The organism is Marinobacter antarcticus, from assembly GCF_900142385.1.
Classification (GTDB): domain Bacteria; phylum Pseudomonadota; class Gammaproteobacteria; order Pseudomonadales; family Oleiphilaceae; genus Marinobacter; species Marinobacter antarcticus.
Window position 1 is genome coordinate 1,742,877 of the sequence record NZ_FRAQ01000001.1, and the last position, 11,821, is coordinate 1,754,697.

12 protein-coding genes are annotated in these 11,821 nt (G+C 54.3%); 11 read left to right on the forward strand and 1 reads right to left on the reverse strand.

What is annotated here, in order from left to right:
* Positions 1-11: 11 nt before the first annotated feature.
* The 8 genes from BUA49_RS08210 to BUA49_RS08245 all read left to right on the forward strand — a co-directional run bounded on the left by BUA49_RS08210 (position 12) and on the right by BUA49_RS08245 (position 6,459).
* Complete coding sequence (locus tag BUA49_RS08210) at positions 12-623, forward strand: MlaC/ttg2D family ABC transporter substrate-binding protein (RefSeq protein WP_072797776.1); 612 nt, start codon at positions 12-14, stop codon at positions 621-623.
* Positions 620-937 (forward strand): STAS domain-containing protein, encoded by a 318-nt coding sequence (locus BUA49_RS08215; protein ID WP_072796682.1) that lies wholly within the window; start codon positions 620-622, stop codon positions 935-937. Before BUA49_RS08210 ends, BUA49_RS08215 begins: the two co-directional genes overlap by 4 nt.
* A 25-nt stretch (positions 938-962) precedes the next feature.
* Complete coding sequence (locus BUA49_RS08220) at positions 963-1,205, forward strand: BolA/IbaG family iron-sulfur metabolism protein (protein WP_072796683.1); 243 nt, start codon at positions 963-965, stop codon at positions 1,203-1,205.
* Between the two features lie 28 nt (positions 1,206-1,233).
* Complete coding sequence (gene murA, locus BUA49_RS08225; protein ID WP_072796684.1) at positions 1,234-2,496, forward strand: UDP-N-acetylglucosamine 1-carboxyvinyltransferase; 1,263 nt, start codon at positions 1,234-1,236, stop codon at positions 2,494-2,496.
* Between the two features lie 29 nt (positions 2,497-2,525).
* Positions 2,526-3,164, forward strand: coding sequence for an ATP phosphoribosyltransferase (gene hisG, locus BUA49_RS08230; RefSeq protein WP_072796685.1), 639 nt, complete (start codon positions 2,526-2,528; stop codon positions 3,162-3,164).
* A 29-nt stretch (positions 3,165-3,193) separates the two neighbouring features.
* Complete coding sequence (gene hisD, locus BUA49_RS08235) at positions 3,194-4,504, forward strand: histidinol dehydrogenase (protein ID WP_072796686.1); 1,311 nt, start codon at positions 3,194-3,196, stop codon at positions 4,502-4,504.
* Positions 4,497-5,549: a histidinol-phosphate transaminase gene (gene hisC / locus BUA49_RS08240; protein WP_072796687.1), complete on the forward strand. Its 1,053-nt coding sequence runs from the start codon at positions 4,497-4,499 to the stop codon at positions 5,547-5,549. The genes hisD and hisC overlap by 8 nt, the downstream gene beginning before the upstream one ends.
* Before the next feature lie 166 nt (positions 5,550-5,715).
* Positions 5,716-6,459: a Nif3-like dinuclear metal center hexameric protein gene (locus BUA49_RS08245; protein WP_072796688.1), complete on the forward strand. Its 744-nt coding sequence runs from the start codon at positions 5,716-5,718 to the stop codon at positions 6,457-6,459.
* Here BUA49_RS08245 and BUA49_RS08250 read toward each other — a convergent pair whose 3' ends face one another.
* Positions 6,460-6,888, reverse strand: a complete 429-nt coding sequence (locus BUA49_RS08250) for a YhcB family protein (RefSeq protein WP_072796689.1) — start codon at positions 6,886-6,888, stop codon at positions 6,460-6,462.
* A 195-nt stretch (positions 6,889-7,083) separates the two neighbouring features.
* Here BUA49_RS08250 and zapE point away from each other — a divergent pair, with 195 nt between their 5' ends.
* From zapE to BUA49_RS08265, 3 genes are all read left to right on the forward strand, one after another.
* Positions 7,084-8,217, forward strand: a complete 1,134-nt coding sequence (gene zapE / locus BUA49_RS08255) for a cell division protein ZapE (protein WP_072796690.1) — start codon at positions 7,084-7,086, stop codon at positions 8,215-8,217.
* A gap of 256 nt (positions 8,218-8,473) precedes the next feature.
* A complete protein-coding gene (locus BUA49_RS08260) occupies positions 8,474-10,372 on the forward strand; it encodes a DUF1302 domain-containing protein (RefSeq protein ID WP_072796691.1) in 1,899 nt (632 codons plus the stop codon).
* Between the two features lie 33 nt (positions 10,373-10,405).
* A complete protein-coding gene (locus BUA49_RS08265) occupies positions 10,406-11,767 on the forward strand; it encodes a DUF1329 domain-containing protein (protein WP_072796692.1) in 1,362 nt (453 codons plus the stop codon).
* Positions 11,768-11,821: the final 54 nt, after the last annotated feature.

The following is an 11,821-nucleotide window of genomic DNA, read 5'->3' on the forward strand; positions in this document are numbered from 1 at the left end:
CTCTGACATTGATGGCCGTATGCGTGGCATCGGTTCAGGCGGGCCCGGAAGAAGACTTGCAGCAATACGTCAACGACAACACCCAGCGCCTGGTAAAGAAACTCAATGCCGAGCGCGGGCTCTATGATCGTGACCCTGAGGCTTTTTACCAGAGCATGGACGATGCCCTTGACGGTTTCGTGGATTTTCGTCGAATTGCTGCCCGGGTAATGGGGCGCTATGCGCGCCAGACAACCCCCGAGCAGCGGGATGAGTTTGTAGTCAAGTTCAAGCGTAGCCTTTTTGACAGCTACGCCCAGGCTTTGGTGAGCGCTGAAGATTTCAGGATCAAGGTAAATGACGCCACCATCAACCTCCAGGACGATAACCGCGCCTCTGTGGCCATGGAGGTGATCACCGCCTCCGGTAACCGCCACTCAGTCACCTATTCCATGTACCGCAAGGAAGGCAGTAAATGGTTGATGGAAAATGTGATTGTCGAAGGGGTCAACATCGGTCTTTCGTTCCGGGATCGTTTCACTCAGGAAATGGAAGCCAGTCGAGGACAGGTTCAGGTCGTGATCGACGGATGGACCGACGCGGTGAAATCCCTCAACCTGGAAGATGAAGTGAACAAATCATGAGTGTCGAAGCTCCAGTTGTTCAGCTCAAGGAAGGCGTGCTCTCGGTCTCCGGCGCAATCGACGCCCACACGGTTATACCGCTACGGGCCGAGGGCGAGGGGCTTATTAAAACAGCCAGTGAGAGCCTGAAGAGCCTGGTGGTTGATCTCGAAGGCCTGTCCACGACCCACAGCGTTGTGCTCTCTATGCTCTTGTGCTGGAGCCGGCTGGCTGAAAAACAGGGTATTTCGCTGTCTTTCAGAGAGGCGCCAGACCGCCTCGTTTCTCTTGCCGCTTTGAGCAACCTCGAGGATTGGTTACAATCCCGCCCCTGATTTCAAAAATACCCGAGGATTTACTATGGACGCCACCGAAGTCACCGAGCTGGTCAAAGAAGCACTGCCCGATTGTGAGGTGCAGGTACAGATCGACGGTAACCATTATATGGTGGTAGTCGTAGGTGAGGTTTTTGAAGGCCTGTCGACCATCAAACGGCAGCAACTGATCAACAAGGCGCTATTCCAGCAAATCATGGATGGCACTATTCACGCCCTTCACCCGAAACCGTTTACACCGGCTGAATGGGCTGCGCGCCAGGGCTGAACTGCTCGCACACGACAGGATTATTATTGTGGACAAACTTTTGATCCGGGGCGGTAAGCCCCTGGACGGTGAAATCCGGATTTCCGGTGCAAAAAACGCTGCCCTTCCTATTCTTGCGGCAACCTTGCTGGCGGATGAACCGGTTACCGTAGGCAACTTGCCGCACCTGCATGACGTTACCACCATGATCGAGCTGCTTGGCCGCATGGGTGTGGAACTGATGATTGATGAGAAAATGAGCGTAGAAATTCACGCCAACACCATCAAGCATTTCCACGCGCCTTATGAACTGGTCAAAACCATGCGCGCCTCCATTTTAGTGCTGGGGCCTCTGGTTGCGCACTTTGGCGAAGCAGAAGTGTCGCTGCCCGGTGGCTGTGCCATTGGTAGCCGCCCGGTAAACCTGCATATTCAGGGCCTCGAGCAGATGGGCGCGGATATCAAGGTGGAAAACGGCTATATCCGGGCAAAAACCAACGGCCGCTTGAAAGGCGCACACATCTTCATGGATACGGTGACGGTAACCGGCACTGAGAACCTGTTGATGGCCGCGACGCTGGCTGATGGCAAAACCATCCTCGAAAACGCCGCTCGCGAGCCGGAAATCGTGGATCTGGCCGAATGCCTGATTGCCATGGGTGCGAAGATCACCGGGCATGGTTCCTCGACCATTGAAATTGAAGGCGTTGAGCGCCTGCACGGATGCCACTACAACGTGTTGCCAGACCGCATTGAAACCGGAACTTATCTGGTGGCAGCGGCAGCGACCGGTGGCCGCGTTAAGCTAAAAGATACCCGCGCGGATCTTCTGGACGCGGTGCTGCTCAAGCTGGAAGAAGCCGGCGCCCATATTACCTCCGGCCCTAACTGGATCGAGCTGGATATGAAAGGCCAGCGCCCGAAGGCGGTTAATATTCGAACAGCGCCTTACCCGGCTTTCCCGACGGATATGCAGGCCCAGTTCGCCGCCATGAACGCCGTGGCAGAGGGCACGGGCACAATAATCGAGACTGTATTCGAGAATCGTTTCATGCACCTGCAGGAACTGACCCGCATGGGCGCCGATATAACCCTGGAAGGCAACGCGGCGATTATTAAAGGCGTTGACCATCTGACCGGTGCGCCGGTAATGGCCACTGACCTGCGGGCGTCCGCGAGCCTGGTAATCGCAGGCCTGATGGCCGACGGTGAGACCATTATCGATCGTATCTACCATATCGATCGTGGCTACGAGTGCATTGAAGAGAAACTGCAGTTGCTTGGCGCGAGTATCCGCCGCCTGCCAGCGTGACAGACACAATCGGGAAACCGGAAGGACGCATGACAGATTCCATTACCATCGCTTTGTCAAAGGGGCGAATCCTGGAAGAAACCCTGCCACTGCTGGCAGAAGCCGGGATTGAGCTGGTCGACGACATCAAGAAATCCCGTAAACTGGTGTTTCCCACCACGGATCCCAATGTGCGGGTGCTTATAATTCGCGCGACTGACGTGCCGACCTACGTGCAGTACGGCGGTGCCGATTTGGGTGTCACTGGAAAGGATGTGCTGATGGAGCATGGCGGGGAGGGACTGTACGAGCCTCTGGATCTGAATATCTCCTGCTGCCGCCTTATGACCGCTGGTCCCAAGGGCGAAACCCCTCCGGCCGGGCGCATCCGTGTAGCAACCAAGTTCGTTAACCTGGCTCGCCGGTATTACGCGGCGCAGGGGCGCCAGGCAGATATCATCAAACTCTACGGTGCGATGGAACTGGCGCCGATTCTCGGGTTGGCGGATGAGATCGTCGATATCGTGGATACCGGCAATACTCTGAAGGCCAATGGTCTTGAAGCGCGGGAGTTGATTGATCATATCAGTAGTCGGCTGGTGGTTAACCGCGCGTCGATGAAGATGAAACACGAGCGGATTAACCCCATCATTGAGAAGATGGCGGCTGCCGTCGAAAAACGCAGATAAAGTTCGTAATCCAAAGCAGGATTTGAGAAATGACCGTTAGCATCAGACGATTGAACGCTTCCCAAAGTGACTTTGACAGTGCACTGGCCAGGTTGCTGGCTTGGGATGACAGTGTTGATCATCAGGTGAACGAGACGGTGCGTCATATCCTGCATGAAGTGAAAACCCGCGGTGACCAGGCGGTTCTCGAGTTCACGGAAAAGTTTGACCGGCTCAAAGTCGGCAGCGTTGCGGAACTGGAAATGAGCCAGAGTCGGTTGCAGCAGGCCTTGAAAGCAGTTCCTGAAGGTCAGCGCGTAGCGCTGGAGCAGGCTGCGGATCGTGTGCGTGATTATCACGAACGGCAGAACCAGAAATCCTGGCAGTACCAGGACGAAGATGGCACCTTGCTGGGCCAGAAAGTGACACCGTTAGATCGCGCCGGCCTTTATGTGCCAGGTGGCAAAGCCGCTTATCCGTCCTCTGTTCTGATGAACGCTATCCCCGCGAAAGTCGCCGGAGTGGGCGAAGTCATTATGGTGGTTCCCACCCCGGATGGTGTGGTTAACGACCTGGTGCTGGCAGCGGCCGCCATCGCGGGTGTAGATCGAGTATTCACCGTAGGTGGCGCCCAGGCTGTTGGTGCTCTGGCCTACGGCACAGAAACCATCCCGGCCGTGGATAAAATCGTTGGCCCCGGCAACATCTTCGTTGCCACCGCCAAGCGAGAAGTCTTCGGCACCGTCGGCATCGACATGATCGCTGGGCCATCCGAAATTCTCGTAATCTGCGACGGCAAAACCGACCCAGACTGGATCGCCATGGATCTGTTCTCCCAGGCAGAGCATGACGAACAGGCCCAGTCCATCCTCGTCAGCCCCGACGCAGACTTTCTTGATGCCGTTGAAGCCAGCATCAACAAACTGTTGCCCACCATGGAGCGCGCCGACATCATCCGCACCTCCATGACCGACCGCGCAGCCCTGATTCACGTTGCCGACCTCAGCGAAGCTGCGAGGGTTTCCAACCGCATCGCGCCGGAACACCTGGAGTTGTCTGTAGAAGACCCGGAAACCCTGCTGGAAGAAATCCGCCACGCAGGCGCTATCTTCATGGGCCGCTACACCGCCGAGGCTCTGGGAGACTACTGTGCTGGCCCGAACCATGTTCTGCCCACCAGCGGAACAGCCCGGTTCTCATCCCCGTTGGGCGTCTACGACTTCCAGAAGCGCTCATCCATCATCGGCTTCAGCGCCCAGGGTGCTGATCGGATGGGGCGCGTCGCGTCGGTTCTGGCAAGAGGGGAAGGCCTGACGGCCCACGCCCGGTCTGCTGAATACAGGATTAAAAACGATGAGTAAATTCTGGAGTCCTTTGGTCAACAGCCTCGTTCCCTACGTGCCAGGCGAGCAGCCAAAGATGGCCAATCTGGTAAAGCTGAACACCAATGAAAACCCATTCGGCCCGTCGCCAAAAGTTATCGAAGCCATACAAGCCGAACTCAACGACAGCCTTCGCCTCTACCCGGATCCGGAAGGCGAAAGCCTGCGCCAGACCATTGCCGGTTATCACAGCGTAATGCCCGAACAAGTGTTCCTGGGCAATGGCTCCGATGAAGTTCTGGCGCACATATTTTATGCCCTGTTCCAGCACGGCCAGCCGATCCTGTTCCCGGACGTAACCTACAGTTTTTATCCGGTGTACTGTGGCCTCTACAACATAGAAGGCAAAAAGGTACCCCTGACCGATAGCTTCGAAATAAACCCCGAAGACTACAAGCAACCCAACGGCGGGATCATCTTTCCCAATCCTAATGCGCCCACCGGCCGTTACCTTGGGCTTGAGCATGTCGAGGCAATCCTTAAGGCCAACCCCGAGCGTGTTGTTGTAGTCGATGAGGCTTACGTCGATTTTGGCGGCGAATCTGCTATCAAGCTTGTTGATCAGTATTCCAACCTGCTGGTCAGCCAGACACTGTCCAAGGCCCGGTCATTGGCAGGCCTTCGCGTTGGTTTTGCCATCGGCCATCCGGAGCTCATCGAGGCGCTGAACCGCGTCAAAAACAGCTTCAACAGCTACCCGCTGGACAGGCTGGCTTTGGCCGGTGCCAAAGCCGCTTACGAAGACGAAGCCTGGTTCCAGAAGTCCTGCAAAGGCGTGATTTCTGAAAGGGAACGCGTGACTAAGGCCCTGGAAGGTCTGAACTTTGAAGTCCTACCTTCGAAAGCGAACTTTATTTTTACCCGTCACAGAGAGAAAACTGGCGAAAGCCTGTCGAAGGCTCTGAGAGAGCAAGGCATTATTGTCCGTCACTTCAGCAAGCCCCGGATCAGTGATTTCTTGAGGATTACCATTGGCACTCCCGAGCAGAATGACGCTTTGATTACTGGCCTTAAATTTCTGTAAACGACTGAAGTCCGATCGAGGCTGGCAGGCAGAGAGGGCGTTCCGGGAATGTCGGAGGCCATGGATGGCCGGAGTCAAGCGCACACGGATGTGCTTGTAGCGGTTCCCGGAACACCCATCCCTGCCGGCCGGTAACTCCAGTGTTTAAGTTAAAAGAGGATAAAACATGGCAACCCGTGACACTATTCTCGCGAAACTGAACGAGTGGCTGCAGCCTGAAAACTTTCAGGATTACTGCCCAAATGGTCTGCAGGTTCAGGGTAAAGGTGACGTGAACACCATCGTCACCGGTGTAACCGCTTCCCGGGCATTAATTGAAGCCGCTATCGCAGCAAACGCCGATATGGTTATCGTTCACCATGGCTACTTCTGGAAAGGCGAAGACCAGCGCATCCAGGGCATGAAACGTGAACGTCTCAAACGGCTGTTAGACAACGATCTCAACCTCGTCGCCTACCATCTGCCGCTGGATGATCACCGGGAATACGGCAACAATCGCCAACTGGCGGATATCTTGGATATCCAGAACCCGCGCCCATTGAGCGGCCTGGTCTGGGAAGGTGAACTTCAGGAAGCGATGAGTCCTGAAAAGTTTGGACTGCACATTGCTAGAGCACTCCACCGCGAACCGTTAAGAGTGGGTGAGGGCAATGCGGAAATCAAACGGATAGGGTGGTGCACAGGAGCAGCGCAAGGTTTTATAAATACAGCGCTAGATGCTGGCCTCGACGCTTATATCAGTGGTGAGATTTCTGAACCGACAACTCACACAGCCAGAGAGTGCGGCATCCACTATTACGCCGCAGGCCACCACGCCACAGAGCGATACGGTGTAAAAGCTCTGGGCGCAGCTTTAGAAAAAGAGTTTGGGCTCAGTCACCGGTTCATCGATTGCGATAACCCGGTTTGATCAGGCCTCGGCGGCTTTGTCGCCTTTCTTGAGTCCAAAGTCCTCAGAAAGCGTCCCGGAAGTCTTAGGTGCGTAATCCCGGGGTGGCTCAGCACCATCCTCGCTGACCTCTTCAAGGCGCTTGCGGGAAGTCTGCTCCGCAAGCTCTGCCATCCACTCCTCATCGTTACACAGACGGTTCGCTCCGCGAGCCATATGCTGGTTCACATCACGGTAAGCATCATTAAACCGGCGCAGCAAATGTGCCGACTCCATAAAATGCTCATTCACCTGGGCCTGGTAACGGGTGTACTCGTTGCGCAGTTCCTCTGCCTGTTGTTCCGCACGGCGCTGTCGGAGTGTAGACCCGTGCCTCGAGCGGCCAACAAGTGCTCCGATGACAATGCCAACAATCAATGCGGCAATCGCTGCCAGAATCAGGTTTGTCATATGCTGTGTCGTCCTGTTGCCTAAAAAATGAACCAAGCTGTGTAAGCCAGTATAACGCCCGCAGCCTCTTCAGCCCATGCTTACGTGCTGCGCCAATCGTCGTATTGCCCCGCAGCCCTTCAACATGGCGAAAAAACCGTAAATACGCGATAATACGTCGCCTCAAAATCAACGATCAGACCCCGGGATTTCCTGATGACAGCTTCTATGCCTTCTGAAACCACTGCGAATCAGCCCCCCTGGCAGCGCTATCAAACGGATCTTGAGCGCCCGGACTTTCATAAGGATCCCGCTCAGGCTGATGCTGTTCAGCGCCTTCAGACACTTTACGACAAACTGGTGGAAGCGGAAAGCGAACGCGGAAAAGCAATGGCCAAATTGCGGCGCAAGTTAAGAAAAGGCCGGGAAGAGCCGGTCAAAGGCCTGTATTTCTGGGGTGGTGTTGGCCGTGGCAAAACCTATCTGATGGATAACTTTTTTGAGTCGCTGCCGTTCAAACGCAAAATGCGCGTGCACTTTCATCGCTTCATGCAGCGGGTTCATCAGGAGCTGAAACACTTTAAGGGTGAAAAAAACCCGCTAAAACTGGTGGCCAAAAAGTTCGCCGATGAAACCCGGGTGATCTGCTTTGACGAGTTCTTTGTGTCGGATATCGGCGATGCCATGATCCTCGCAACTCTTATGGATGAGCTGTTCAATCGTGGCGTTACTCTGGTGTGTACCTCTAATATCGTCCCCGATGGCCTCTACAAGGACGGCTTGCAGCGGGCGCGTTTCCTGCCGGCCATTACGCTGGTAAAAAAATACACCGATGTGGTGAACGTAGATGGCGGAGTCGATTATCGCTTGCGGACTCTGAAACAGGCCGAACTCTTCTATTCGCCGCTGGGTGAAGAGGCCGATGCCTCCCTGCGCAGTAGCTTCGACGCACTGGCAGTCGAAGCCGGTAAGCACAGCAAATCCATGGAAATTAACGGTCGCAAGATCCCCGCGCAGGCTCACGCCGATGACGTGGTCTGGTTTGATTTCAAAGATGCGTGTGACGGCCCCCGCAGCCAGAACGACTACATCGAGATGGCACGCCAGTTTCACGCGATTATTATCAGTAATGTCCCCGTGCTGGGGGGTGACAAAGACGATCAGTCACGCCGGTTCGTGAACATGGTTGACGAGTTCTATGACCGCAATGTGAAAGTTATTATTTCGGCGGCTGTTCCTATTACTGAACTTTACTCCGGCGGTCGCCTGAGCTTCGAATTTGAACGCACCGAATCGCGGCTTCTGGAAATGCAGTCACAAGAATATCTGGAGGCGCCGCATAAGCCCTAGCAAGGGCAAAAAACCATCAAAAGCAAAGTGGTTGCATCCGGGATTGTTGTCTATAGTGAATTCGTGCGAGTAAACCCGGCGTCGATCGGGGTGGTGAGCGGGTGGTGAGAGCAAAATCATACTTTTGACTGATCAAAGCACTGGACAGCGTTAGCTATAGTGCCTACATCACGAGCACTGTGCATGAAGCCTCCGATACATCGTGAATACCAATAATCAGAGCAGCGACTCAGAACAACAATGGAGTAGCCTTCCAATGACAAGAAAAATACATCAATGGCAGCGTTGGACAAGATTACCGCTTGCCGTGGCAGTGGCGGCCGGTATGTCCGGTCACGCATCCGCCTACTCTTTTTACCTCGGGGATGTAGAAGCCCAGTTCAACACCACGCTGTCGGCTGGTGTTGGATGGCGAGTGTCGGATCGTGACAAGCGCCTGATCTCTACAGGTAACCTTGGGCCAGATTATGTGCCGGGTGGATCGCTTGCAAACATCGGTTCCTCCACAAACAACTACGATGACGGCAATCTGAATTTTGAGAAGGGAGATACCTACTCCAAAATTGTCAAAGGCAACAGTGAGCTGTTCCTGAACTACGATGTGAACGGCGACATGCTTACCCGAGTAGGCGCTCTGGTTCGGGGTCGATACTGGTATGACTTTGAGCTGAAAGATGAAAGTCGTGCAATGGACTACGTTGGTCAGGTTCGGGAATTGAACGATTCGGCAAAAGGTAATGCTTCCGGCGGAGAAATCCTCGATGCCTACGTGTTTTCAAACTGGTATTTTGGCAATGTGCCTGTAAGCATTCGTTACGGCAATCAGGTTGTAAGCTGGGGTGAGAGTACCTTCATTCAGGGAGGTATCAATGTAATCAACCCTGTCGACATTCCGGCGTTCCGTGCACCTGGTTCAGAATTGAAAGACGCCTTGCTGCCGGTGGAAATGCTCTACATGTCAGCGGGTATCACAGAGAACGTCACGGTCGAAACCTTCGTTCAGACTGACTGGGCGCCCGTGCGTCCGGACGATTGTGGTACGTTTTTCTCAACCAGCGATTTTGCTTCCGATGGGTGTGGGCCGATTTTGCTGGCTGGACAGTTACCAGACTCACAAGCATATGCTCAAGGCTTTATCGCCCCTCGTCTTGGAGATAAAGAGGCCGATTCCAAGGATCAGTTCGGTGTTGCTGTTCGCTGGTACGTCCCCGAATTGAATGATTCAGAGATTGGGTTCTATTACATCAAATACAATAGCCGTTTGCCCTATGTAAGCGGCTTGGTGAATAACCCCGCAAGCCCGGGTGTAGGGCAGGTGAATGATCCTTCACTGCCATTCTCGCAGTTCCCGAGCTATTTCATTGAGTATCCGGAGAACATCAATCTCTATGGCATCAGCATCAACACAACCATTCCGGGTGGCTGGTCGCTGGGCGCAGAATACAGCTTCCGCGACAATGTTCCCTTGCAGTGGAATGCCTTTGAGCTGATTTTCGGTGGTGTCCAGCAGCGCAGCCCGTCCGGAGAAGTTCTGAGTAAGCTGGAAGCCCAGCGTCTTGCGGAAACGGGTGGTGCGAATTTTGCCGGCAAGCCGGTTGCCGGTAACGACCGCTTCAATGTGTCTCAGGCCCAGTTTACATTGATCAAGTTCTTTGATCAGGTGATGGGTGCAAGCCGCTTGTCATTGATTACCGAATTCGGTGCAACATACATTCACGATCTTCCGGGCTACGACGAAGCACGCTACGGGCGTTCAGGTACCTTCGGTATCGGAACACTTCCATTGGACAGTCTCGGCGGAGCTGATTTCTGTGCCCTTGGTGCAAACATCAACACGAACTACTGTACTAACGATGGATTTACAACAGACTTCTCCTGGGGTTACCGTACCCGCCTGGTATGGAACTACCCGAATGCCATTGCGGGCGTCAACCTGTCGCCGCAGCTGGCCTGGAGTCATGACGTGGAGGGATACAGTCCTCAGCCTGGCGGTGCTTTCAATGAAGGCAGCAAAGCTCTTGGCTTGTCCATCGAAGCGGTGTATCAGAACAAGATTTCTGGTGAAATCGGTTACACAAACTTTTTCGGCGGCAAGCCGTTTAACGAGTTGACTGACCGGGATTTCGTGAGTGCCAGCGTTTCCTACTCATTCTGAACCGCCAAGAATTCGTTTAACGAGGTAATTTAAATGAAACTAAACAAGAAATTACTTACCACGGGTATTCTGGCTGCAAGTCTTGTTGCAGGCCAGGCCTGGGGTGCGGTTTCTGCCGAAGAAGCAGCTAAGCTGGGCGACTCCCTTACACCGATGGGAGCCGAAAAAGCAGGCAATGGCGGGGCGATTCCCGCGTGGACCGGCGGCCTGACCACGCCACCAGCGGGTTACAAGGATGACGGTATTTATATAAACCCGTTTCCGGACGAAACGCCAAAATTCATAATCAACCAGAGCAACGTAGCGGAGTACGCTGATAAGCTGTCTCCGGGACAGGTTGCGATGATCAAGCAGTACCCGGATTATGTGCTGCCGGTTTATGAGACCCATCGTACGGGTGCTTATCCGCAAAACATCATGGATGAGACGGTCAAGAATGCGACCGTTACAGAACTGATCAAAGACGGCAACGGTCTGGGTAACTACCAGAATGCGACACCATTCCCGATACCCCAGAACGGTCTGGAAGCAATCTGGAACCACATCACGCGCTATCGTGGTGGTTCGGTGCAGCGTAACGTCGGGCAGGCTACGCCTACCGCGAGTGGCGCCTACTCCATCGTGAAGTTTCAGGATGAGCTGACCTGGAGAAGCTACCTTACGGATTACAGTCCGGGCGAGGATGCTAACGTATTGTTCTACTTCAAACAGGCCATCACAGCTCCGGCCCGTCTGGCCGGCAACGTACTGCTGGTTCACGAGACCATTGACCAGGTTGCAGAGCCTCGTCGTGCGTGGGTATACAACGCAGGTCAGCGTCGTGTTCGCCGTGCGCCTCAGGTTGCCTACGACGGACCGGGTACGGCGTCTGATGGCATGCGGACAACCGATAACTTCGATATGTTCAACGGCGCACCCGATCGTTATAACTGGGAGTTGGTTGGCAAGCAGGAAATGTACGTTCCGTACAACTCCTACAAGCTGGTCGATCGTAACCTGAGCTACGACCAAATCGTCAAAGCCGGACATATCAACCAAGATCTGACCCGTTACGAGCTCCACCGTATGTGGCACGTGCGTGCAACCTTGAAAGAGGGTGAGCGTCATGTCTATGCTCAGCGTGACTTCTATATTGACGAAGATACCTGGCAGGCATCGGTTGTTGATCATTATGATGGTCGTGGTGAGCTCTGGCGCGTAGCAGAAGCCCACTCCATGCAGTTCTACGATCAAATCGTGCCTTGGTATGCGGTTGAAACCCTGTACGACCTCCTGTCCGGCCGTTACCTGGTTCTTGGCCTGACAAACGAGGAAGTCGATCCTTACCAGTTTGGCGTCGAACGCCAGTCCAGAGATTACTCGCCAGCGGCTCTGCGCCGTGCGGGTACCCGTTAACGGGTTGTGTGAATCTTTCAAAAATGGCGGGCTTCGGCCCGCTATTTTTGTTTC

What these genes read in the sequence shown, in the direction of transcription:
- BUA49_RS08210 (WP_072797776.1), top strand. Translation starts at nt 12, where the DNA reads ATGGCCGTATGCGTGGCATCGGTTCAGGCGGGCCCGGAAGAAGACTTG.
- BUA49_RS08215 (WP_072796682.1), top strand. Translation starts at nt 620, where the DNA reads ATGAGTGTCGAAGCTCCAGTTGTTCAGCTCAAGGAAGGCGTGCTCTCG.
- BUA49_RS08220 (WP_072796683.1), top strand. Translation starts at nt 963, where the DNA reads ATGGACGCCACCGAAGTCACCGAGCTGGTCAAAGAAGCACTGCCCGAT.
- hisG (WP_072796685.1), top strand. Translation starts at nt 2,526, where the DNA reads ATGACAGATTCCATTACCATCGCTTTGTCAAAGGGGCGAATCCTGGAA.
- hisD (WP_072796686.1), top strand. Translation starts at nt 3,194, where the DNA reads ATGACCGTTAGCATCAGACGATTGAACGCTTCCCAAAGTGACTTTGAC.
- hisC (WP_072796687.1), top strand. Translation starts at nt 4,497, where the DNA reads ATGAGTAAATTCTGGAGTCCTTTGGTCAACAGCCTCGTTCCCTACGTG.
- BUA49_RS08245 (WP_072796688.1), top strand. Translation starts at nt 5,716, where the DNA reads ATGGCAACCCGTGACACTATTCTCGCGAAACTGAACGAGTGGCTGCAG.
- BUA49_RS08250 (WP_072796689.1), bottom strand. Translation starts at nt 6,888, where the DNA reads ATGACAAACCTGATTCTGGCAGCGATTGCCGCATTGATTGTTGGCATT.
- zapE (WP_072796690.1), top strand. Translation starts at nt 7,084, where the DNA reads ATGACAGCTTCTATGCCTTCTGAAACCACTGCGAATCAGCCCCCCTGG.
- BUA49_RS08260 (WP_072796691.1), top strand. Translation starts at nt 8,474, where the DNA reads ATGACAAGAAAAATACATCAATGGCAGCGTTGGACAAGATTACCGCTT.
- BUA49_RS08265 (WP_072796692.1), top strand. Translation starts at nt 10,406, where the DNA reads ATGAAACTAAACAAGAAATTACTTACCACGGGTATTCTGGCTGCAAGT.